Annotated in this window: 24 protein-coding genes and 1 pseudogene; 5 read left to right on the top strand and 20 right to left on the bottom strand. The window is 43.7% G+C overall.

Annotation, left to right across the window (positions count from 1 at the left end; all coding sequences use genetic code 11):
* The first annotated feature begins 147 nt into the window (after window positions 1-147).
* Both ABXS78_RS04085 and ABXS78_RS04080 read left to right on the top strand, forming a co-directional pair.
* Entirely contained in the window at window positions 148-1,941 is a 1,794-nt protein-coding gene (locus tag ABXS78_RS04085) for a rhamnogalacturonan lyase (RefSeq protein ID WP_366249871.1), read from the top strand.
* 115 nt (window positions 1,942-2,056) lie between these two features.
* A complete protein-coding gene (locus ABXS78_RS04080) occupies window positions 2,057-2,536 on the top strand; it encodes a cupin domain-containing protein (protein ID WP_366249043.1) in 480 nt (159 codons plus the stop codon).
* 36 nt (window positions 2,537-2,572) lie between these two features.
* Here ABXS78_RS04080 and ABXS78_RS04075 read toward each other — a convergent pair whose 3' ends face one another.
* From ABXS78_RS04075 to ABXS78_RS04050, 6 genes and pseudogenes are all read right to left on the bottom strand, one after another.
* The gene (locus tag ABXS78_RS04075; RefSeq protein ID WP_366249042.1) at window positions 2,573-4,033 is read right to left on the bottom strand and encodes an aldehyde dehydrogenase family protein; all 1,461 of its coding nucleotides are present in this window, start codon (window positions 4,031-4,033) and stop codon (window positions 2,573-2,575) included.
* A gap of 15 nt (window positions 4,034-4,048) precedes the next feature.
* The gene (locus ABXS78_RS04070) at window positions 4,049-4,918 is read right to left on the bottom strand and encodes a methyl-accepting chemotaxis protein (protein WP_366249041.1); all 870 of its coding nucleotides are present in this window, start codon (window positions 4,916-4,918) and stop codon (window positions 4,049-4,051) included.
* Window positions 4,919-5,096: 178 nt separating this feature from the next.
* Window positions 5,097-5,522: a hypothetical protein gene (locus ABXS78_RS04065; RefSeq protein ID WP_366249040.1), complete on the bottom strand. Its 426-nt coding sequence runs from the start codon at window positions 5,520-5,522 to the stop codon at window positions 5,097-5,099.
* Window positions 5,523-5,634: 112 nt separating this feature from the next.
* The gene (locus ABXS78_RS04060) at window positions 5,635-5,826 is read right to left on the bottom strand and encodes a hypothetical protein (RefSeq protein WP_366249039.1); all 192 of its coding nucleotides are present in this window, start codon (window positions 5,824-5,826) and stop codon (window positions 5,635-5,637) included.
* Window positions 5,827-5,864: 38 nt separating this feature from the next.
* A pseudogene (locus ABXS78_RS04055) lies at window positions 5,865-6,435 on the bottom strand (GNAT family protein); the annotation flags it as partial.
* 18 nt (window positions 6,436-6,453) lie between these two features.
* Window positions 6,454-6,636, bottom strand: coding sequence for a hypothetical protein (locus tag ABXS78_RS04050; RefSeq protein ID WP_366249038.1), 183 nt, complete (start codon window positions 6,634-6,636; stop codon window positions 6,454-6,456).
* A gap of 137 nt (window positions 6,637-6,773) precedes the next feature.
* On the opposite strand from ABXS78_RS04050, the gene pabB reads away from it, so the two are divergent.
* A complete protein-coding gene (gene pabB / locus ABXS78_RS04045) occupies window positions 6,774-8,507 on the top strand; it encodes an aminodeoxychorismate synthase component I (RefSeq protein ID WP_366249037.1) in 1,734 nt (577 codons plus the stop codon).
* Here the strand turns inward: pabB and ABXS78_RS04040 are convergent.
* The 12 genes from ABXS78_RS04040 to ABXS78_RS03985 form a co-directional block, all read right to left on the bottom strand.
* Complete coding sequence (locus ABXS78_RS04040) at window positions 8,504-9,253, bottom strand: class I SAM-dependent methyltransferase (RefSeq protein ID WP_366249036.1); 750 nt, start codon at window positions 9,251-9,253, stop codon at window positions 8,504-8,506. The two genes, pabB and ABXS78_RS04040, sit on opposite strands and share 4 nt — an antisense overlap.
* A gap of 144 nt (window positions 9,254-9,397) precedes the next feature.
* The gene (locus ABXS78_RS04035) at window positions 9,398-9,814 is read right to left on the bottom strand and encodes a MerR family transcriptional regulator (protein WP_366249035.1); all 417 of its coding nucleotides are present in this window, start codon (window positions 9,812-9,814) and stop codon (window positions 9,398-9,400) included.
* Window positions 9,815-9,910: 96 nt separating this feature from the next.
* The gene (locus tag ABXS78_RS04030; RefSeq protein ID WP_366249034.1) at window positions 9,911-10,351 is read right to left on the bottom strand and encodes an NUDIX domain-containing protein; all 441 of its coding nucleotides are present in this window, start codon (window positions 10,349-10,351) and stop codon (window positions 9,911-9,913) included.
* Between the two features lie 63 nt (window positions 10,352-10,414).
* Complete coding sequence (locus ABXS78_RS04025) at window positions 10,415-13,546, bottom strand: alpha-mannosidase (protein ID WP_366249033.1); 3,132 nt, start codon at window positions 13,544-13,546, stop codon at window positions 10,415-10,417.
* Between the two features lie 12 nt (window positions 13,547-13,558).
* Entirely contained in the window at window positions 13,559-14,383 is an 825-nt protein-coding gene (locus tag ABXS78_RS04020) for a carbohydrate ABC transporter permease (protein WP_095223499.1), read from the bottom strand.
* A 16-nt stretch (window positions 14,384-14,399) separates the two neighbouring features.
* Complete coding sequence (locus tag ABXS78_RS04015) at window positions 14,400-15,257, bottom strand: sugar ABC transporter permease (protein WP_366249032.1); 858 nt, start codon at window positions 15,255-15,257, stop codon at window positions 14,400-14,402.
* Window positions 15,258-15,329: 72 nt separating this feature from the next.
* Window positions 15,330-16,694, bottom strand: a complete 1,365-nt coding sequence (locus tag ABXS78_RS04010) for an extracellular solute-binding protein (protein WP_366249031.1) — start codon at window positions 16,692-16,694, stop codon at window positions 15,330-15,332.
* 255 nt (window positions 16,695-16,949) lie between these two features.
* Window positions 16,950-17,270: a hypothetical protein gene (locus tag ABXS78_RS04005; RefSeq protein WP_366249030.1), complete on the bottom strand. Its 321-nt coding sequence runs from the start codon at window positions 17,268-17,270 to the stop codon at window positions 16,950-16,952.
* Entirely contained in the window at window positions 17,271-17,954 is a 684-nt protein-coding gene (locus ABXS78_RS04000; protein ID WP_366249029.1) for a type 1 glutamine amidotransferase, read from the bottom strand.
* Window positions 17,955-17,966: 12 nt separating this feature from the next.
* A complete protein-coding gene (locus tag ABXS78_RS03995) occupies window positions 17,967-18,407 on the bottom strand; it encodes a GNAT family N-acetyltransferase (protein ID WP_366249028.1) in 441 nt (146 codons plus the stop codon).
* A 38-nt stretch (window positions 18,408-18,445) separates the two neighbouring features.
* Complete coding sequence (locus tag ABXS78_RS03990) at window positions 18,446-19,042, bottom strand: YdeI family protein (protein WP_366249027.1); 597 nt, start codon at window positions 19,040-19,042, stop codon at window positions 18,446-18,448.
* Between the two features lie 142 nt (window positions 19,043-19,184).
* Window positions 19,185-19,907 carry an AAA family ATPase gene (locus ABXS78_RS03985; protein WP_366249870.1) on the bottom strand — a complete coding sequence of 241 codons (723 nt, stop codon included), beginning with the start codon at window positions 19,905-19,907 and terminating at the stop codon, window positions 19,185-19,187.
* A gap of 91 nt (window positions 19,908-19,998) precedes the next feature.
* Here ABXS78_RS03985 and ABXS78_RS03980 point away from each other — a divergent pair, with 91 nt between their 5' ends.
* Together ABXS78_RS03980 and ABXS78_RS03975 are read left to right on the top strand one after the other, a co-directional pair.
* Window positions 19,999-20,406, top strand: coding sequence for a hypothetical protein (locus ABXS78_RS03980; RefSeq protein ID WP_366249026.1), 408 nt, complete (start codon window positions 19,999-20,001; stop codon window positions 20,404-20,406).
* Window positions 20,407-20,556: 150 nt separating this feature from the next.
* Complete coding sequence (locus ABXS78_RS03975; RefSeq protein WP_366249025.1) at window positions 20,557-21,264, top strand: class I SAM-dependent methyltransferase; 708 nt, start codon at window positions 20,557-20,559, stop codon at window positions 21,262-21,264.
* Window positions 21,265-21,368: 104 nt separating this feature from the next.
* On the opposite strand, the gene ABXS78_RS03970 is transcribed toward ABXS78_RS03975, so the two are convergent.
* Both ABXS78_RS03970 and ABXS78_RS03965 read right to left on the bottom strand, forming a co-directional pair.
* On the bottom strand, window positions 21,369-22,322 hold the full coding sequence (locus tag ABXS78_RS03970) for a transketolase C-terminal domain-containing protein (protein ID WP_366249024.1): 954 nt from the start codon (window positions 22,320-22,322) through the stop codon (window positions 21,369-21,371).
* Window positions 22,319-23,164 (bottom strand): transketolase, encoded by an 846-nt coding sequence (locus tag ABXS78_RS03965; RefSeq protein ID WP_366249023.1) that lies wholly within the window; start codon window positions 23,162-23,164, stop codon window positions 22,319-22,321. Before ABXS78_RS03965 ends, ABXS78_RS03970 begins: the two co-directional genes overlap by 4 nt.
* Window positions 23,165-23,193 lie beyond the last annotated feature (29 nt).

Raw genomic sequence — 23,193 nt, 5'->3', positions numbered from 1 at the left:
ACCTATCTCCTGCATTAAAATGAAAGCGCTTTAATAAAAAGGAGAGGAATGGTTATATTGAAAAAATGTCTGTTATTGCTGCTCGTCCTGCTTCTGACATTCGCAATCCCCTTCTCTGCCGATGCCAAGAAACTGCCTAAAAGGCAAATGGAATATTTGGAACGGGGAGCTGTTGCTGTCCAGACAGAGGATGGTGTTTACCTAAACTGGAGATTTCTCGGGAACGACATGAAAAAAACCTCTTTTCATGTATATCGTGACGGTAAGAAAATCACTCGGAAACCTGTAAAACACAGCACCAATTTCCTGGACAAAGATGGCACTGCGAAAAGCGTCTATCGTGTAGAAGCAATCGGGAAAGGTGTGGACCAGGATAATATCAAAGTATGGCAAGACAATCAGCTGCATATTCCCCTCCAGAAGCCAGCGGATGGCAAAACACCGGATGGAAAATCTTATACTTACAATGCCAATGATGCCAGTGTCGGTGATCTGGATGGCGACGGAGAATGGGAAATCATTTTGAAATGGGATCCTTCCAATGCGCAGGATAATTCCCGCTCTGGCTACACTGGCAATGTCTTCATCGATGCTTATGAAATGGATGGAACACATAAATGGAGAATTGATCTTGGCAAGAATATACGTGCAGGTGCTCATTACACACAAATGCTCGTCTATGATTTTGATGGTAACGGAAAATCCGAGCTCGTCGTCAAAACAGCTGACGGTACAAAAGATGCGCAGGGTAAAGTCATCGGAGACCCTGACGCTGATCATCGCAATGCATCAGGCTATATACTCGAAGGACCAGAATATTTGACCGTCTTCGAAGGTAACACGGGCAAAATCAAACAAACAATCGACTACGAGCCAGCCCGCGGTGATATTTGCGATTGGGGTGACTGCTACGGAAACCGAGGCGATCGCTTCCTTGCCGGAGTCGCGTATCTGGATGGTAAAACGCCAAGTATCATTGAAGCCAGAGGCTACTATGAAAAGACAGTCATTACAGCATATACCTATAAAGATGGCAAATTGAAAAAGCAATGGATGTTCAATAGTGAAACGCCTGGAAACGAAGCATATGCACAGCAGGGTAATCATAATTTGAGTATCGGAGACGTGGACGAAGACGGAAAAGATGAAATCATCTATGGCGCAATGGCGCTGGACGATGATGGAACTGGTCTCTATTCAACCGGTCTTGGTCACGGAGATGCCATGCATCTTAGCGATTTAGATCCAAGCCGACCAGGGCTTGAAGTATTCCAAGTCCATGAATCGTATCCGAATGAAGCAGGTATAGAGTTCCGCGACGCTCGGACAGGAGAACTAATCTGGGGCATCCCGACAAACATAGATGTTGGTCGCGGGCTTGCATCTGACATCGACCCTCGCTATCCTGGAGCCGAAATGTGGGCAATTAACGGGGCATGGAACAGTCCGACAGGAGGACTTTACGCTGCTTCAGGGGAGAAAATATCAACGAACATCCCTCCTGCCAACTTTGCTATCTGGTGGGACGGCGACTTGACTCGTGAGATTCTTGATCATACTTTCGATGAAAGCATCCAAACTGGCACTGGCTTGATCGGAAAATGGAACCCGGAAACAGAAAAATTGGATACTTTACTTGATGCAGAAGGAACTTACTCCAACAATGGAACAAAAGGAAACCCTGCGCTCCAGGCTGATTTAATCGGTGACTGGCGTGAGGAGGCCATCTGGCGTACTGAGGACAGCAGCGCTCTCGTCCTTTACACGACAACAGACATGACCGAAGAAAAACTCCCTACCTTGATGCATGACCCTGTTTACCGCTTAGGCGTGGCTTGGCAGAATGTTGCCTATAACCAGCCGCCGCACACAAGTTATTTCTTGGGAAATGATATGAAACAGCCGGAGATGCCGAGAATTGAAGTAACAAAAGCTAAATGATTGCTGTTTAGAGTACAGGAAACCTCCTGTACTCTTTCATTTGCCTTTTCTGGTAAGAACACGGAGTAGGCAACAGCATAGGATAAGATATAAATGCATCGAAGGAGAAGAAAAAATGTATTATAGAAATCCGTCCCACTTTTACGGGTACCCAAGTCCAAACGATTGGCGCAATTATCAGCGGCAGCAGCCGATACATGATCACGGAAATTCACCATATGTTGTCGACATCGAACAAGCTGCAGAGCATAATCGCTTCTTCCGGACAGCTATCTGGACTGGAAAACATCTTCAAGTGACATTGATGAGTATCCGTCCAGGAGAAGATATCGGCTTGGAGAGGCATCCGAATGTTGATCAATTCCTTCGCATTGAATCTGGGCGAGGACTAGTCCAAATGGGTCCTAGGAGAGACAACTTAAACTATCGGCAATATGTCGAAGATGATTTTGCCATCTTTGTCCCAGCTGGCACATGGCACAACGTTACAAATACCAGTCAAGCCCCTTTGAAGCTGTACTCAATTTACGCTCCGCCTGAGCATCCCTACGGCACAATCCACCGAACCAAACAGGAAGCCATGGCCGCAGAATAGCATTAAAAAAGACCCACAGCTGTGGGTCTTTTTTTATTAGCTATACGGATATTGTCTGCGATCGTGCTGAATGCTGATCCATTTTGTCGTTGTGAATGCATCGAGGCTCCACTCGCCATTCAGGCGGCCAAGTCCGGAGTTCTTCACGCCGCCAAATGCGACTGTCGGTTCATCATTGATTGTACCGTCATTGATGTGGATCATACCAGTATCCATTTGTTTCGCAAGCTCAGCGCCGCGCTCTACATCTCTTGTATGAATTGCACCACTCAAGCCATAGTCACTGTTATTTGCATAAGCTAACACTTCTTCATCACTTTTCACTTTCAAGATGCTAACGACCGGGGCAAACAGTTCTTCGTTTGCAAGTGTCATATCTGGTGTCACATCGCCGAATACTACTGGCTCAACAATGTTTCCTTCTACTTTACCCTTGATTAAAGGTGTTGCACCTTCTTCGATACCCTTCTCAATCAATGCTACCGTCGTTTTCACTTGCTGTTCGTTGATAAGAGGTCCGATGATTGTGCTTGGATCTTTCGGATCACCGCAAGTAAGCGTGGAAACCTTCGCCAAATACTTTTCAACGAATTCATCATACACATCTTCATGCACAATCAGGCGATTGGCAGACATACAGATTTGACCCTGGTGCGTGAAACGGCTGAATACAGCTGCACTGACTGCAAGTTCCATATCTGCATCCTCTAAAACCACCAATGCACTGTTACCTCCAAGCTCCAAATGCGCCTCTTTCAAATTCTTACCTGCTACCATTCCGATATGTTTACCAACTTTAGTAGAGCCTGTGAAGGAAACAGCACGTGGAATCGGATGCTCTACGAAGTTATCACCGATTTCACTGATTTCTGTCACAATGACATTCAGCAAGCCCTTCGGAAGACCAGCTTCCTCGAAAAGCTTCGCAATCATCGTACCGCCAGTGATGGCTGTGTGTTCATGCGGCTTCAGCACAACACCATTGCCTGCTGCCAAAGCAGTTGCAACAGACTTCATTGATAGAAAGAATGGGAAGTTGAATGGGCTGATTACCCCCACGACTCCAACCGGCACACGATACACACGGTTTTCCTTGCCATCAATCGGTGACGGAAGAATTTGGCCGTTCATGCGGAATGGGAATGTAGATGCTTCCTTGATGATATTTGTAACGAGGCCGATTTCGAATTCGGCTTTCAGTCTTGTACCGCCAATTTCCTCAATGATAGTCTCAACAAACGCCTCATGATTCGCTTCAAGATAAGCAACTGCCTTTTCAAAGACAGCACGCTGTGCTACCGGGTTCGTTTTCGCCCATTCTTTCTGAACCCGGGCAGAAGCTTCGTACGCCTCATTCAAATCATCCAAGCTGGCAGCTTGATAAGTTGCGATAAGCTCACCGTTATATGGATTGCGGTTCTCCATTTTCACGCTGCTCTGGCCTTCACGCCAGTCTCCGTCAATATACTGACTGTTCAAATGCTTGAAATTTTCCACGTTGGGTCACCTCTATTATTCTTTGATTGAGATATTTTCTTTTGCTAGATTTGCCAGAGTTTTCACATTTGCATTGATTTCTTCCATCGTTGCTGTCAGCTCTTCAATAGCAGCTGATTGTGTATCTGACTCTGCATTTGCTTCTTGAATGGAATTGCTCAACTTGCCGATGACAGTTTTAATTTTCTCGGTAATCTGATGGATCTCGGTAACCTGATCCTTGGACCCAGTTGCCATTTTGCGTATTTCATCTGCAACCACACTGAATCCGCGTCCTTGTTCTCCAGCTCGCGCAGCTTCAATAGCAGCATTGAGACCAAGCAAGTTGCTCTGATCCGCAATACCCTTCACGACGTTGGATACTTCCTCGATTGTATCCACGCTTTCTGTTACCTCTGAAGCCTTTTTAGATATGTAATTCATACCTTCTGCCAAACCAGAGATAGATTGCGCCATATCCTGAATTGTTGCTGTCACATCGCCAATAACGTTAGAAAGGTTTGAAGCAATCGAGGACAGTTGATTTGCACTTTCAATACTCAATCCGACTCCAACACCGCCGATTACATTCCCTGCTTCATCGTGAAGCGGGATAGCCCGGGCGATGATACTGACGCCAAAAAGCTCTTCCGGAACGACTGCATATTGATTCTTATTCTGCCGGATTGCCGCTGTTACGATATCCCCATCCATCAATGGATCTCCGGGTGTAACATTCAATGAAAAGGTCTTAGCTGGGAAATTGATAACCAGCTTCTCTGTGTTATATATACCAATCGTGACATCTTCATTGATTAAATCCTGCAAGAACGGCCCTATTTTCACGAAGGCGTCCAACATTGGATGCAATGCCTGTTCCGTTTGCTCATGTGCTTGCATACTCATGACATCATGCTCCTATTTATAAAATTTCACTCTATTACTATATATCGACAATGTTCCAGATTTGTAAAGTATATTGGTAAAAATGGTATATGGATAGCCAAATATCCACAAGGCATTATTCACTATGCAAGTAATAAAATGGATAAAATTAAGTGTTTAATAGACTTTATGGCCTATCTCAATAGAAGAGGTGATCAGCATTCAGGTCTGTGTTCATATTGGCAGACAGCAAACAATGAATGTAGGTGTTTTGGGTATAAAGGTTTATTGGCTTTTGCTTAATCATTTGTGGACTTGTTTGATCAGTATTAGAAGAGATTATTTCTTGCATGTCTTTATTTGAAAAATTATTCAGCAAACTCTCCAGCCAAGATTCTTCTGCTATTGGCATCTCAGCTGGTATTGCGTTTCGGAAATCTTCTGTAGTATACTTTCCAATTGTTTCTTGATACACAGGATCCGAACTGCAAATAAAAATAACAAAGTTCTTTTTTTTCATAGAAACGGTTGAATTAGAGTCTGATGAGGCTTCAACTGGATGCCAAGAGAGGAAGATACAGCAACATATAAGATATATCGTAATAGAAAGAGACTTGACCTTCATTGATGACACCCCTTTACGCCGGATACCGTTAGCATAGCAGAACAATCGGCAGCCTTAGTGTAAATTTACACAAAAAAGCCAGCTGAATGAGCTTCCTCATCAGCCAGCTTCTTTATCTTCTTTTCATTCCTCTTTTACGAGCTTTTATGATACGCCAATATCCTATCTGGAAAAGAACCACTCCTATGACGATGATTACTATACCAGTACTAATCGCAAGAATATCATCAACTCGCCAGAACAAAATCAATAGAATACCGACGATTTCCATCAATACTCCAGCTATAAGCAGCCATTTGTTCATCCTATTTCCCCTCCTCTTTACATGAGGTCCCGAGGGTTAATGATAGCAAGAGTTTGATGATCCTGCCACTTTCCATTAATTTTGACATTTTGCTTAGCGATACCTTCCTTATGGAAGCCTGCTTTTAGCAGCACCTTGATTGAACCGATATTATGCGGCATGACACCTGCTTCTAACCGATGGAATCCGAATTCTTTAAAAGCAATAGATACTACTTGGCGGACTGCCTCTGTCATATACCCTTTTCCGTTTTGTTCCTTATCAAGGAAATAGCCGATCCAGCAGCTCTGAAGATTCCAGCGCACAACCTCTGACAGCATGATAATGCCGATTATACGTCCTTTCAATAGAATGACAAAAGAATATCCAGTATCCTCCGCGGCAGAAGAAATAGCCCTATCAGTACGCTCCCGTTGTCCCTCCAAAGTGTAAAAATGATCATCACGGCTACCTGTATATAGCTGAAAGAACTCCTTATTACGCAGTTCCAAATAAAAGTTCTGCAGTATCCTTTTCTTCGACTAACCTCACTTCAATCACTTCTGCTCCCCTCGCCTTCTCAACATCACATGAACAATATAATTGATCAGTATAGTTAAATTGTTTCATCTTGGCTATCTCCTTTTGCTAATACTCTTTTTTCCGCCCGAAGCGAAGTATATAGGCAGTCAGGGAAAGTACAATCGCTGCACAAATAAGCAAATCCGGTATCCAGAGTACATATCCGTCCAGATTGGGACGAATACCTATTAAATAAATACATGCAAACACCCAAAAACCTAGTTCCTTCAACACTTGGATCGTCCGCAACTTGCAACTCCTCCTAAAAGATTGTACCTTTTATACGGTAATAATATGGAAATAGTTTCAATAATTACTTTATTCCAATAAGCTATTCGGTTAATTCACCATATGAGATACTAGAAAAGCCAGAAAGGAGATGTTCCATGTACGCTTATTTCAATTTTGCTGATGCAAATGGACAGACACAGCATCGGCGTTTTACAGAGCAGCATACATTGCTGACTGCACACTCAATAGATGAAGTCATTCCCTGCTTGGAGCAGGTGCAAGCATATACAGAAAAGGGATATTATGCTGCCGGTTACCTTTCCTATGAAGCCGCTGGAGCATTTGATTCAAGCTATATTACTGTTCCAGATTCAAAGCTGCCCCTTTTAAAATTCGGTATTTACAAAGCCTTTCATCATGAACAGCCCGAATCAATAGATGAAGTACCAAATTGGCTGAACTGGCAGCCGGCAATCCAAAAAAAAACATATGAACAAGCTATCCAGAAGATTAAAGAGGAAATTGCTGCAGGCAATACATATCAGACGAATTTTACGATGCGTCTGCGCACAGCATTTGCAGGTGATCCTGCTGCTCTTTTCCGCCAAATGCAGCGAGCGCAGCGTGCTGATTACACTGCCTATCTTGCTTGGGAAGATGCTGCCATTCTATCCGCTTCTCCTGAACTATTTTTCCGCTGGGATGGAGAGCGCATCATCACAAAGCCGATGAAAGGTACGATCAAACGCGGACTTACATACACACAGGACCTTGAACAGCGGGAAATTCTAGCTGCATCTGTAAAAGACCGCGCTGAGAATGTCATGATTGTAGATTTGCTTCGTAATGATATCAGCCGGGTTGCAAAGCTTGGTACAGTGCGTGTTCCAGCTTTATATACTATTGAAAAATACCCGACAGTATATCAGATGACCTCGACTGTGGAAGCAGAAACTGTCCCAGGCACAACAATAACCGATATCATGCGCGCCCTCTTCCCGTGCGGCTCAATCACAGGCGCCCCGAAAGCGAGCACGATGAATGTTATTTCGGACCTAGAACCGGAACCACGCGAGGTCTACTGTGGTGCTATTGGCTATATTGATCCCGGTGGTGAAGCTGTTTTCAATGTGCCAATCCGTACTGCAATCATCGACAAATCTGAGAACCAAGCTACCTATAGTGTCGGCGGCGGCATCACCTGGGATTCGACTGCTGAGGGTGAGTATGAGGAAGCTATTGCCAAATCCTCTGTACTTCAGGAGCAGCTTCCAAATTTCAAACTGTTGGAAACAATCGCATATTCAAATGGTCGTTTTACGCTGGAAAATAGACATATTCGCCGTCTGCTGCAGTCAGCAGATTATTTCAGCATCCCGATTGAAGAAGCAGCTGTCCGAAAGCTCCTGCACCAACATCAAATCAAGCACTCGGGAGCATCACACCGGGTACGTCTTTTAGCTGATTCGAACGGAGAGCTTGAGCTTTTCTACAGTGAAATGCCAGCATTGAAAGAAAATAAACAGAGATTTGCTTTGTCTGCGACACCAATAGACAAGACTAATCGATATTATTATCACAAAACAACTTATCGTAAAGTTTATGAAGATTACAAGATAGAGAAGCCTGACGTGTTCGATACGCTGCTTTGGAATGAAGCTGGTGAACTGACCGAATTCACGATTGGAAATCTTGTCATCGAGCAGGAGGGCAAACTATTGACGCCTCCTGTTACCAGCGGTCTGCTGCCAGGTACGTTGCGGGAAGAATTAGTGGAAAAAGGAACGATTCAAGAAGCTGTCTTGACGAAATCTGATCTTCTAACTGCCTCTCGTATCTGGCTGATCAACAGCGTTCGTGGCTGGGTAGAAATGGAGCCCGTCCATTAAAGACGGGCTGTTTTTCTCGCTTTCAAAATAATGAAGGAAGGCCGGCGAAGCTCATGCTCTATCCGCGGCAGCTGAGCAATTGCCTTTTCACTTGGTATTGGCTCGGTTACTTCTTCGAGACTGAAACCATTTTGTATCAGGCCATTGCATAGCGCAGCAATCGACCGATGATAATAAACGACTCCATCCACATACCATTTCGACTCACGTCTCCCTTGCTCCTGGTAGTTGTCTACTGCGAAATGAATCCGGTTCCCATCTGCATCCGTAATCCATTTGTCTCCTTCTTTTCTGGCAGTTACGATTGGGTGCTCGGTGGAGAACAACAGAATACCGTCTTCCTTCAAAGCGGCATGGATGGACTGGATGACTGCATCGTAGTCTGCAACATAATGCATGACAAGCGAACTGACAGCAATATCGTAACTATCTATTGTCATCACTGCATCCTCTAATGCTGTTTGAACGTATTCGATTGAAGGATGACTATTCCTTCTTCTTGCCTCCTGCAGCATTTTGCTGGATGGATCAATGGCTGTTACATGTTCAGCTCCCTGCTCCACACAATACTTAGCCAAATCACCCATGCCACAGCCAATATCAATGACACGCATGCCCTTCAAGTCAGGCAGCATTCGTTTTATCTCTGGCTGCTCCAGGAGTTCATTGTAGTTCACCGGATCTTCCCGCAAAGCTTTGTAATTCTCAAAAAATACTTCATTGTCATAAATATTCTGCTTCATCATAACGCCTCCCAATCTATAATCGAATACTCTTTCATTTTGGCATCAAATAAAAAAAATACTAGACTTATAATTCTGACTTTTGTATCATTTAGATTGAGGCGTATCTTCTTTAAGGTAATAAAAAAGATCACCTATGTGACCTAATTAATTCTTCTCTTTTAGCTTCTCTATCTCTTTTTTCATCTGCTTTTTCATCTGTTTGAACAGCTTTTCCCGTTCTTTCTTTACTGCTTTTTTCACTGCACGTGAGACAAGCTTCTCCAGATCCTCTACAGTTATGTTCATTATTTTCTCTGTTTCAGGTTTTTTCTCCTTCGTTTCGGTATGCCCGGTCAGCTTCTGGATTGCATCTGCAAAAGTCATTTTTTCTCCAAGTAATCTCTTTAACTCTTCAAATGTAGTGATATCCTGTTCTGCATAGATCCGCTGCCCTTTTTCATTCCGCTGAAATGGATAATGTGCGCTTTCCAATGCAATCGCCCATCTTCGCAGCGTCGAGGTTGTCACATCCAATGAAGCAGCCAAATCCTTTGCCGTATACTGCATTTCTTGTTCAGACAAATCCATTCCCCCTTGCTTTATGTATAACTGGAAACACTTTCCTAAAGTATACTATAGGAAAGTTAGAATCCAAAGCACAGATAAGCTGATCAAGGTTTAATCTAGTAATCCGAGGTATTGCCGTACAGCCCAGGCTTGGTGCTGATGAAATAATCTGCTTGCTGCTTCTTCAGGAGTCAGCCAAATCAATTCATGATCCTCTTCCATTGGTCCACTCTTCTTTACGCCCAGTGAACAGCTGTAGAAACTCCCTATATTTTGTATATATTGGATGCCATCTCTAGACTTGAAATATTGAGTTCCTTGACATAAAAAAGCCGGCTTGTTAATTGTGTATCCGGTTTCCTCCAGGATTTCTCTTTCCAGACAATCTATTTCGTTCTCGCCGTTCTTTATTCCTCCTCCAGGCAACATTAACAAGTGATCATTTCTTAACCGAATCACACCTATTTTTCGGGATGGGTCGTACAGTATTCCGTAAACAGCTCGTCTCTCCACATAGTGTTTTCCTAATACCTTTTTGCCGAACGCTCGCATACGTATCCCCCTTTGCTTACACGAAAGTATACAGTAAAAAGAAAAGCCCACAAGGGGCTTTTCTCATGATTTGGATATACGTATTGTCTTTATTTCATATGGAGTGAAGGATAATTCTATACTCCCTTCCTGAGGGCTTTGATATAAGTTTCTTTCCCTCAAATCACATTCCTCCCAGAAGCTATACTCGAACTCTGGCTGTATTGCCACCTGCTGTGTGCCGCCCGTGTATTCATGCAGACGGATGATGATGTCGTCATTATCTTCAGCTTTCTTAACGGCATCCAGCTGTACATTCGAATTATCTATAGAAAATAGTTTTGCTCCGTCTTTGTCATTTACTCCGCTGAAAACCTGGAAAGGCTGATTCAGCTTCCATGCCTCTTGTACCGTATTCGCCTCTACCCATCCTTTCTCATGAGGATACAGAGAATACGTAAATTGATGTCGCCCTTGATCTTGTTCGATATCTGGTGCGATCGCCGATTTGATCAATGACAAGCGAATGGTATGATCTTTGATATCGTGTCCATACTTGCAATCGTTAAGCAGACTGACGCCATAATTTTGCTCCGAGAAATCGACCCATTGATGAGCGACAGATTCGAACCTGGCTATATCCCAGGACGTATTCCAATGTGTCGGCCGTTTGACGTTGCCGTACTGGATATCATAAGTTGCTTCTGTTGCTCGAATACGGACAGGAAAGGCTGTTTTCAATAATTGCTGCCGCTCATGCCAATCTACCTCTGTCTTAAAATCTATTACTTTCCGTTTGCGATAGAAGATAATATCTTGATGAATAATCGAACTGCCGTACTGCCAGCTTGCTTCTATCACAAGCTGCAGTGGTCCCGCTTCCTTCAACGTAAAATCAAGCAGGTTCGTGATTTCTATCTTTTTCTCCTGATAAAATAGATCGATATCCCAAGCATCGTAATCCAGCGGCTTATCCTCAAACACCTGAAACACATTTCCATTCTCTGACTCAGCTAGCACATGACGCTTCGCTTTTCTATCGTATAGCGACTGAAGCTGGCCATATTCATTAAAGCTGGCTTCATAAAATGGTGTCACAAGCTTCCGATTGTTCAGTTCGAACCATTCATCTTCTGGTTCTGGAACTTTTTTGTCGGTTTTTAAATGAATCTGTTTACTTCCCGTACCCGGAACAGCTGGCACATCGACAAGCCATCCATCTTTGTGTTTTTGTGCCACCAAAGCCTTTCCGTTTTCCTCCTCCCACACACCTTCATCCTCGGTCTCTATCTTAACGATACCATCCAATTCCCAGGATGAGGAATTGACAATACTCCATGTATGCTTTTTATCTGTAATCAAATCATCCGCGGCATCTTTCTGCAGAGATTGAAGCTTTACATATCCATCCTCGTATTCCTTCTCACTATCTTCATACACTTCCCGAATGGAAGATCCCGGAATAATATCGTGGAACTGATTACGCAATACCGTCCGCCATACCTCTTCCAATGTTAGAGAAGGATACTTCAAAAAGTCTTCTGTCTGGATCGCTTTCCACACATGGAGGAACTCCGTTTCACGCAGCTTAAGCTCCATCCTGCGGTTCATTTTTTTATTATAGGCCTGGCTCGTGTACGTACCGCGGTGATATTCCAGGTAAAGCTCTCCATCCCAGACTGGCATGAACTCTGATGTATTCTGAGTCTGATCATGCAATGATTCAAAATAACTTTTAACATCGCCTGTTTTAACATTAGGCAGTCCTGGCATACGGTCCAGCCTTCTCCGCATCTCAAGCATCGTTCTGTTCACTCCGCCACCGCCATCTCCGTAGCCATAGGACAATAGCAGTTCCTTCGTGAGTGCTTTATTTTTATAGTTATCCCATGTACCTGTTACGGTATCTGGCAGGATTTGGCCATTATAAGTGGCGAACCACGTATTTTCACGAGGTGAAGGATCTGGTGTCGTGATAAATTGGGTCAATACTTCACTTCCATCTAATCCTCGCCATGTAAATGTATCATTTGGCATCCGATTGAATTGGTTCCAGCTTATCTTGGACGTCAGGAATGTATTGATCCCTGCTTTGCTGAGAATCTGAGGCAATGCCCAGGAATAACCGAACACATCCGGCAGCCAGAGGTAGTTCACATCTTTTCCGAATTCCTCTTGGATGAACTTAGCGCCCTGCAGGATCTGACGCACCAGTGATTCACCCGAAGGCAAGTTACAATCGGCTTCCAGCCACATCGCACCGTCCACTTCCCACTGACCATCAGCGATTCTTTCTTTTATCTGGGCGTACAGTTCCGGGAAGTCTTGCTTTACATAGCTATAGAGCTGCGGCTGTGTTTGGAGAAATTTATAGTCAGGATATTTTTCCATCAGACGCAGAACTGTCGAAAAGGAACGGCCAGCTTTTTCCCTTGTATGTTTCAAACGCCACAGCCACGCTACATCAATATGGGTGTGCCCGATACAGCGAATCGTTATTGGGGAATCGCTGTCGAGACCATCCAATTCTTTCTGGAGATACTCGTTTGCTTCATAAATAGAATGATAGAATGTTTCACTTCCAGGTGAGCTCCAATCAATTAACCGGACAGTGTGGTCTAGAAGCGATAATAGCTGGACCCGCTCCGCAGCATTTTCGTCTAGTACACGGATCGTTTCAAGAATGGCAAAGGCCGTATAATACAAATCATCCGTTTGTTCCTCGAAAATGGCTAGCTCAGCCCGTTTTATTTGATGCTCCTGCTCAACCCTTTTGCCGCCTCCTTCCAAGCCGGACCAGAGACGAAATGCCAAATAGATAGAATCTCCATGCCAGTCATCCTCAAAGAAAAGCTCCTGATGATTGGAGTCCACTGCTTGATACTGGACATTGTTCACATAGCACTGTGATTCAAAGCCTGAATTTCCTCCGCCGCCAGTCTTGCCGAAATCAAATACACCCACAACCTGCTTTCCTGACCACTCCTCAGGAAGAGAAATTTCCTTAGCCAGCCAAAGATAACGATCCCGGCCTTTCCAATGGTCACCTACATGCAGTTTCTCCTTAAATTCGTCCAAACCAGGAACATTAGGTGCCACCTTTTTCTCTTGATCCTCCAATGCTAGAAAATGCTGCAAATCAAGCGGGTCGCGATATCGGTATTTCTCCAATTCTTCTATTCTTCTTTCCAGCTGTCGTTCTTTCAAACTCAACATACTTACACTCCTTTAGCCCTTGGATGCTCCGCCGAGACTGAAACCCTTGGACATGTATTTTTGCGCAAAGATATAAAGAATGATAGACGGCATTGTGTACAGCATGGAGAACGCTGCTAATTTGCCGTACTCGATAATGCCGTAGTTTCCGAAAAACTGGTACAGTGTCACTGACGCCGGAAGTTTTTCCTGTGTCTGCAGCAAGATATAAGGAACAAAGAAGTTTCCCCAGCTGCCTGTAAATGTGAAGATTGCAATGGTGAAGATTCCCGGCAGCATTAACGGCCCAACCACTTTGCGCATGCTCGTCAGCACCGATGCACCATCTACCCATGCAGATTCCTCCAGTTCAATCGGCACTGCATCCATGAAATTCTTCATCATCCAGATAGCATAAGGCAGACCTGATGCTGCTAGGAAGATTGTCGTGAAGAAAATGGAATCCTGGATGTTCAGGAAGAGGAACAACTGGTAGACAGGCACCATGACTGCCGTGATTGGCAAAGATGTCATAAACAAGATCGTAAGCAGGAATGACCGTTTATAACGCAGCCTGTATCGAGAAAGCGGATAAGCAGCCAATCCAGCAACAATCACGACAATCGTTGCCTGCCCAAGCGAGATGAACAAACCAATCGCAAAAGACCGGATATTACTTGGATCTGACAGAATGGCCGTAAAGTTATCCAGCGTCCATTTCTCCGGCAGCTTAATTGCTTGGGTTGCCTGCTGATCGAAGGAAGCGAATACGAGCCACAAAAAAGGCAGTAAGAAGCAGATAGCTAAGAAGATCAGCGCCAGATAGTGGATTACTAATTCTTTTTTCGATACCTTCATTCTGCATCCCTCCTCCTTATAGTTTTACTTTCATAAAACGCATGTACAGCAGACTGGCTATCGTCCCGATAACAAGCAATACGAGAGAAATGGCAGTACCATATCCGAATTGGTAATTTACAAATGCTTGATTGTACATGAATATCGGCAGAATCTGTGTAGCATTGCCTGGTCCCCCTCCTGTCATCGTGTAGATCAACGTAAAGACGCCGAGCGTCTGCAAGGTTACCAGCATCATATTGGTTACAATCGAGCCTTTGACAATTGGCAGCGTCACACGGAAAAATATTTGCCAGCGGGATGCACCGTCTATGACTGCAGCCTCTTGTACCGATTTTGGCACATCGTCCAATGCTGCTTGGAAAACCATCATTGAAAAGGCAGTACCATGCCAAATGTTTGCGATGATGACACTTACCATCGGGAAGGTGAATAACCAGGTAATTGGCTCAAATCCTATGCCTTGCAGGATTGCATTAAACGTTCCCGCATCACTCAGGAATGCTACCCAGCAAAAAGCTACGACAATCTCTGGTGTCACCCAGCCAGCAATTACGATCACACCGATGAATCGGCGAAAGCCGCGTCGCTTCTCCTTCATTAACAATGCAAGGATCAATCCTAAGACAACCTGTCCGACTACGGCAGAGAAAAGTAAGAAAATAAGCGTCCGGAATACGCTGATTCGAAATTCAGGATCTTGGAACATATTGGTGAAATTTTGGAATCCGATAAATTGAATGTTGGCTGCATCGGTCCCTGTAAGTGACAAATTCGTAAAAGCAAAGCCGAAAGTCAGTAACATCGGAGTTATGAAAAACAATAATAGAAGAATCCACGACGGAGACAAAAAAAGTATCGCTTTTCTATGCATACATATTCGTCACCTTTCTCCCGCCCAATCAGAGGGGGCTGGATATTCCAGCACCCTTGATGGGATGGTTTCCTATTCAGCCACCTTCGTATTTTCTTTGCCCACCACTCGTTCTACTCCAGCTTTATATTGCTGCACAGCGTCTTCCGGAGTCAGCTTGCCTGTTGCCACTGCTTCGACTACTGTCTGCAGCTGCGTGGACACTGCTGGATATTTATCATTTGCCGGTCTGAATTGCGCATTTTCCAGGTATGCCTGTGCCTCCTTGGCATAAGGACGGTTCACATACTCTTCTACTTCGACAGCATCTGTACGAGTGTTCAAGTTGCCGTCTGTCAGCGAACGATTGATGCTGTTTTCTTTTTCCATCAGGAATTGAATGAATTCCCATGCTTCTTCCTTCATATCTGCTTTAGATGGAATGGCCCAAGCCCAGCCTCCACTCATTGTAATTGCCCCTGGCTCCTGGCCATTTTGCGTCGGCATAGGTGCAAACCCGATTTTCTCCTCGACATTTTCTATTGGAGCCGCTCCGTTCTCTGCCCAGTTCCGGGCATTCCAGCTGCCATCTAGTGCTATTGCCAGCTTCTTTTGCGGGAATAACTGCTGGAAAGCCACGTTTCCGGATTGACCGCTCATGACCACAGAGAAATCAGGACCAACTTTTTCTGTGTTGTATACCTGTTCAATAAAGCTGAACGAATCTAGCAAACCTTGACTATCCACTATCCATTTTTTATCAGAATCGTCATAAAGTGTGTCGCCTGTTCCATATAAGAGCATCTCCAGCGTCTGCATGGAAACTGCCTCGCCATTGGCTTTTCCGACTTGCATGAATAGCGGCGTCACTCCCTCTGTCTTCTCTTTGATCGTTATAGCTGCATCCAGGACTTCATTCCAATTCTTCGGTTCCCAAGGAACAGGAAGACCTGCTTCTTTGAATAGTTCCTTGCTGTACCAAAGTCCGCGTGAGTCAGAAGTCGACGGCACTCCATACACCTTGCCATCTTCCGCTGTTACACCGGATTTCAGATTTTCTATGATGTTTTCCCATTCCTCCCAATCAGCGATACGATCATCCAAAGGCTCCAAGTATCCAGCATTTGCATCGGAATTCAGCATGAAGGTATCCTCCGATACAACATCCGGTGCTGTTTCTTCCGACTTCATCTGCAAGGCAACTTTTGAGAAATAATCTCCTTCACTTGCTGTAATAGGTGCTATCTTCACATCAATATCCGGATGCTCTTTTTCGAATTCATCCACGACGCCTGAGTCGAAGAATTTCTTCAGTGAATCTACTGATCCAGGTGACCGATAAACGACAGTCAATTCTTTCTTCCCATCCGCTGAATCTGAATTGCTGGAGCATGCTGCCATCGTGACCAGAATGAGAATAAGCATCAACAAACATACACCTTTAGCACTCTTCCACATCTACAACTCCTCCTTCTGATTCTTGCTTAGAACATAAATATGAAAGCGCATACATTTGATTCATAAAAGAAAAGCCAGGTTTTAACCTGACCCTATAACGGATTATATGCCCTGCTTTCCTCCTTATTCACACGAAAATAAGTATTGAATTCTTAATCCCAGGTAGGGGGCTATCTTGACATTGAAAAGCACAAAGAAGAAGGATTGAATCAGAACTACAATAAAAAAATGTCAGCCATTATGGCTGACAGCTTTTTACTTGTACATGGAACTTAATCGAGAAGGCTTGTAGGATATAGTAAAACCAGGCAGTTCCTGCTGTAATAAAACAAACAATAACCTGCCTGCATTGTTGAAATCCTCTTCTATCTTTACTGCATCAGATATAAGTTTTTCACCTTCCCAATCCTGCCACCCTCCGTACCCTTCCGCCCAGCTTTCTATGTTTCGCTTCAAAGTCTCTGACACTGGAAGATCATCCAGGTCCAGATTCCATTTGCAATCAGCACACCAGACTGGATCGGCAAAATCTGCCTCGAAAAGGATATGCGTAGTTCTTTGACAGCTGCATTCCATTTAGACAGCCTCACATGAAGTATGCACCAAGTGATCCAGCAGTTGGTTAAGCACATCAACATTTTCTGCTGGAAGCTCCGCCGCTTTCATTACTTCCTCGCTTTGGACGAACACTCCATCATCTAAATAATCCTTATCATGCATTATCAATTTTTCCATGCTTTCTCTAGTCGTTTCAAAATGGAATTGCAGGCCCATAACGTTATCTCTGAACATAAAGCCCTGGTTCTCGCACACTTCATTTCCGAAAAGGCGTGTGGCACCGTCAGGTAACGTGAATTGTTCCCCATGCCAATGAAAAACGGTCATTTTCTCTGGGACGAAGGGAAATAGAGTTGTTACAGTCTGAATTGGGTGCCATCCTACTTCCTTTTGCTCCCCCTGAAACACAGTCGCTCCTACTGCCTTCGCAATTTGCTGAGCACCGAGACAAATACCGAAAATAGGCTTTTGTAGGTCAATCAGCTGACGGATCAACGTGCGCTCATCTTCTATCCAGTGATCGGTATCATTGGCACTCATAGGTCCGCCAAGTATAATTAGCAAAGATATATCCTTGGCCTCAGGGAGAACTGCTTTTTCATAGAGATGATGAACACGGAAGCCATGGCCACGCGACTTTCCCCAATCCTTTATAGCAGCAAGATCCTCAAACGGAACGTGCTGCAGAACGTCGATAACCATTCTCTTCCTCCTCTACAAGCCCAACTCATAATGATAAAACTGCTTATCCCGCTCGTATCCTTTTCTTTCGTATAGACGTTGTGCCTTCTCATTGTCAGGAGCTGTACTAAGCGCTATACTCCCTGCACCAGTTTCCCTCGCAAAAGCCTCCGCCACATCAAGCAATTTTTCTCCTACACCTTGTTTTCTAGCATTTTCCGCTACATACAAGTCATTCAATATCCATGCGCGTTTCATTCCGATAGAAGAAAAAGTAGGGTATAGCTGCGTAAAGCCGACATATTCATCTCCATCCTTGGCGAGGAAAATGGCAGAATCACCTTTCTCCAGTCTTTCTGTTATGTACGCTTCTGCCCCGATTAAATCTTGCACTTGCTTGTAAAACTGGCGGTATTGATTAAAAAGAATCGCTGTTTCTTTTACGTCTTGTATGGATGCTCTGATGATAGTCATTAAGCCACCTCTTCTTTGGAATTTTATACTTTCAGATTCTACTTATCATTCAAACCCTTTCCATCAAGGATTTGCTGCATATATTTTTCAACTCTTGCCTCACGGGTTTTGCTTTGTTTAGCTTGAGAAAAATAAAATATATATGCTCTTTGCCGTCCTGGTGTCAAAGCCTCAAAGGCAGTTTTTAGAGCAGGGACTTCTTCAAATTTTTTATGAAGTTCTTCTGGAATTATGTATTCTGTGTGCTCTTTTAAATCCACTTTTAAACCGGCTTTTTCAATTTCAATAGCTTCTTGGATATAGGCTTTTATGGCAGTTTTCATTTCAGTTATTTCTTTAACACTTTTAAACCGAAGTTGACGCGCTGCCTGTACATTCTCAGTTTGCTGAATCAGAATCCCCTGAGCATCTTTTAACAAAGCACCTTTATGAAATAACAGCGCACAATAGTCTTTAAAACCATGTATTAAAACAACGTTCTTTCCATCAAATGTGTAACAAGGATGCTTCCATTTGAATTCTTCAACCAGCTCACAATCAAGGACAATATCTCTCAAGCTTATATATTCTTCCTTCCACTTTTTAGCTTTACTTAAGAATTCCTCAACCTTAGGATTCGTCTTCGTATTTGCCATTCAAGACCTCTCCTTTGCCATTTTCAATTAACTAACTATCACGAGATAATTATGCTCAATTTTCTCCCATAATTGCCCTTTAGGGAATAGTTTTTAAGCAATTAGTTAAGCTTTTATGTAACTTTAAAGAGATACTCCATCACTATTCTCTTCGGAACAAATGATGCAGAAGCCTGCCTCTGTCCTCGAAAAATTGCTTCATAATGCTGTAATGCTGCGTCTCTTCCAGCCGGGCCTCTTCTATTCCATCTGCATCCAGCTGAAGAATCTTTGCATCCGGATAAGCCATCAGCAGCGGTGCATGAGTGGAGATGATGAACTGTGAGCCCTCTTCCACCAGCTCATCAATTCGAGCCAGCATCGATAGCTGGCGGATCGGGGATAAAGCTGCCTCTGGCTCATCGAGTATGTATAAACCATTTCCGGAAAAGCGCTCCATGAACGCAGCAAAAAACGCTTCCCCATGGGACTGCTCATGCAGGGATTTCCCACCGTAGGAATCAATGATTTTTTGCCCGTAGCCCTCCCGATCCATTTCCTCAATATTAGTAGCTAGATTATAGAAAGTCTCAGCTCGGAAAAAGTATCCGTCCCGCGGTCTGTTCCCCCCACGGACTATCCGGATATGTTCATGCAAATCAGAATGTGATTCGAAACTAGAGAAAGAAAAATTCCTTGAACCGCCCTCAGGGTTAAAACCAAGCGCTACTGCAATTGCCTCAAGTAAGGTCGACTTCCCCATGCCATTTTCTCCAATGATATACGTTACATTGGGATGGAAAGAAAGTTTGCCTAACTTTTGAATGACCGGCAGTGAAAATGGGAAATGATTAGGAAGCGCTGCAGATTCTTCCTTCAGACTCATTTGTCTCACAAATTGATTGGTCGAAGTTAATTTCACATTATCAATCCTATCTTCATGGAAGTCAGTTCAACAAAGGAAAGGAGCATACATCATGCAGGAATATATTCTGTTAGCTATACTGCTTGTCTTATTTCTAGCAGTCATCTTATCCGCTCGCTATTTAAATAAACCTATTAAAAGTTTATTCATTATTTACTATCTAGTACTCGGTGCTCTCTTTGTTATTGTGAAGGAGCGCATTGATAAAGCATATGAAGGAGCAACAACACCTAATGTCAACTGGATCGTAAATAATGAATGGGTCGCAGATATCCGTCATTTACTGTTTGTACCGATGATCGGTCTATTGATATTTCTGCTGTATAAAGGTTATAAAGATCCAAAAGGTCCCTGGAAACGCTCCAATATCCTTGGCGTCACTATACCGCTGGCGGCCCTTCTGGCAGTCCTTTATTTTCTGTTCACGTACACATATGGCTACCACTCTTGGGATATGTAATCCTTTCACCCTTACTATTTCACAGCAGGAGATGTAGTTGTAATTATGGAAATTATATACTATTAAACTAATAGGTGGGGATAGGTTATGGATTTCCATGCATAAACTAATAAATATACCTACACATCCAGACAAGCAGATCCAAACTGGATGAATCTATTGGAAGAAATATTGGATTATAAGCAAGTAGAACATGCCCTGGATATTGGCTGCGGAGGCGGTATCTATACGAAAGCATTGGTCGAATTAGGCATACCATCTGTAACAGGCGTTGATTCCTCTGAAGTCATGCTTGAAGCAGCGCTTGAGAATTGTCATGGTATGCAAGGTGTACAATTCCACAAGGGTGATGCACAGAAAACAGGATTGAGAAAAGCTAGCTGTGATCTTATTCTGGAGCGTGCGTTGATTCATCATTTACAGGATTTGCAGCCTTGTTTTTCCGAAGCCCACCGCTTATTGCGACCTGATAGTATTTTCCTCATCCAGGATCGTACGCCGGAGGATTGCCTGCTGCCAGGGAGTCCTGAGCATATAAGAGGATATTTCTTCTCTAGTTTTCCGAGACTTGCAGAAATTGAAATCAGCAGAAGACATGGTTCAAATAAAGTGATAGAAAATCTAAGAATTGCCGGATTTCAAGAAATAGAAAAACATACATTATGGGAAGTTCGTCACGTACATGAAACGAAAGAAAAACTGCTGGCTGATTTGCGTGCCAGACTGGGAAGAAGCATCCTGCATGCATTAACGGATGATGAACTGGAGAAGTTGGTTCTATTTATAGACGATTGTATCACAGAGGAAAGGGATATTGTGGAAAGAGATAGGTGGACGATTTGGAAGGCGGTTAAATAAAAAGGAGATCAAGTGCTGCTTGATCTCCTTAACTTTTTTAGTGGTAAATCAGGATCACTAAATGAATAATTCTTCAAAATGTGAGTGTTGTCTATTATCATCAATTATCTAGCAAACAATTTGATTGCTGCCTCTGCAATATCCCTGTCACTCAATTTATAATAAGTCTTCAAATAATCAACTTTACCAACCTGCCCATACTGCTCACGCACGCCTATTCTATACATCGACACTGGGTGATTCTCAGCTAGTACTTCCGAGACCGCACTACCTAATCCGCCGATTACATTATGATTTTCTGCTGTTACAATTGCTTTTGTCTTTTGGGCATATTCTGTGATCAATTCTGCATCAATTGGTTTGATAGAATACATATCTATGACAGCTGCGTGGATCCCATGCTGTTCGAGAATATCTGCAGCTTGCAAAGCTTCTGCAACCATAATTCCGGTTGCAATGATAGTAATGTCTTCCCCGTCCCTCAGCAGCTTTCCTTTTCCATCTTCAAAGGTTTCATTTTCTTCGTAAAGCTTGATGGCATTTTTCCGAATTGTACGGATGTAGTGAACACCGTACTCTTTTTCAATACGTCGCAGTAGGTATCCAAGCATGGTCGAATCACTAGCCTCATAAACATGCGCTTGTGGAACCAGCCTCATGAGACCGATATCCTCGAATGTCATATGGGTACCGCCGTTATGCTCTGCAGTGATTCCCGCATCAGACCCGAGGATTTTGATGTTTGTCTTAGCATATCCGCCGGAAACAAACAGCTGGTCGTATGTCCTTCTTGTAGCGAACTGGCCAAAAGTGTGTACGTAAGGAATTTTCCCGGTAAGTGATAAACCAGCAGCAACTCCCATCATATTAGCCTCCATGATACCGCTGTTGATAAGCTGATTCGGTATCTCAGCTTTGATTTTATTCGTTGTGATCGCACTCATCAAGTCTGCCTCCAAGGCAATGACATCCGGATTTGCTTTTGCCAGTTCCAGGATGGTTTCGGCATAGACCTGACGCATCTCTCGTTTTTCTTTTTCATAAACAGTCGAGATCATCCTCTCACCTCCTGCTGCAGTTTCGTTTCCAACTCATAGATTGCCTGTTCAATCGCTGCTGTGTCTGTTTCGTTCGGCCTGATGTGGTGATTATCTGCCAGCTCCTCTAAATACCGGACTCCCTGCCCTTTGATCGTATCCAAGACTATGGCTACTGGTTTTTCCTTTTGACTGATACCTTGTGAGATTGCTTGATGGATGGCCGCTACATCACTTCCGTCCACTTTGTAAACATAAAAGCCAAAGGCATCCATTTTCGCTGCAAAATCAATCGGATCAATGATATCCTTTGTCGGACCATCTAACTGCTTTTTATTATCATCAATGAAAACAAATAAGTCGTGCAGTTTATGATGGGCAGCGAATTGAAAGGCTTCCCAGCATTGACCTTCGTTCAGTTCCCCGTCTCCTACGATACAGAATGTCCTGTTATTACGACTGGAAAGTTTATGAGATAGAGCAACTCCCACGGCTGCTGATACACCTTGACCAAGCGAACCCGTTGTCATATCCACTCCTGGCGTCAGGTTTTTGTCTGGATGAGAAGGCAGTTTTGTACCATTTTGATTCAGTGTATACAGCATCTCCTGAGGAAAGTAACCTTTTACCGCAAGCGCCGCATATAACCCTGGGCCGCCATGGCCCTTGGACAGGATGAAATAATCTCTATCTTCCCATGCTGGATCATCGGGATCAACTTGCATCACGTCGCCGTACAGTACTGCTAATGTTTCAATGATAGACAAGCTTCCTCCATAGTGTCCAAACCCTAAGTGGTGAAGTTCCTGCAGCGTCTTCAATCTGATTTCGTCCCGAAACCTCTCTACCTTCGCTAAATCCATCCTCTATCTTCTCCTTTCCTGTTCAGCTT

It is taken from the genome of Terribacillus aidingensis (assembly GCF_040703035.1).
Lineage (GTDB): Bacteria > Bacillota > Bacilli > Bacillales > Amphibacillaceae > Terribacillus.
This window is presented reverse-complemented; position numbering and strand designations above follow the sequence as displayed.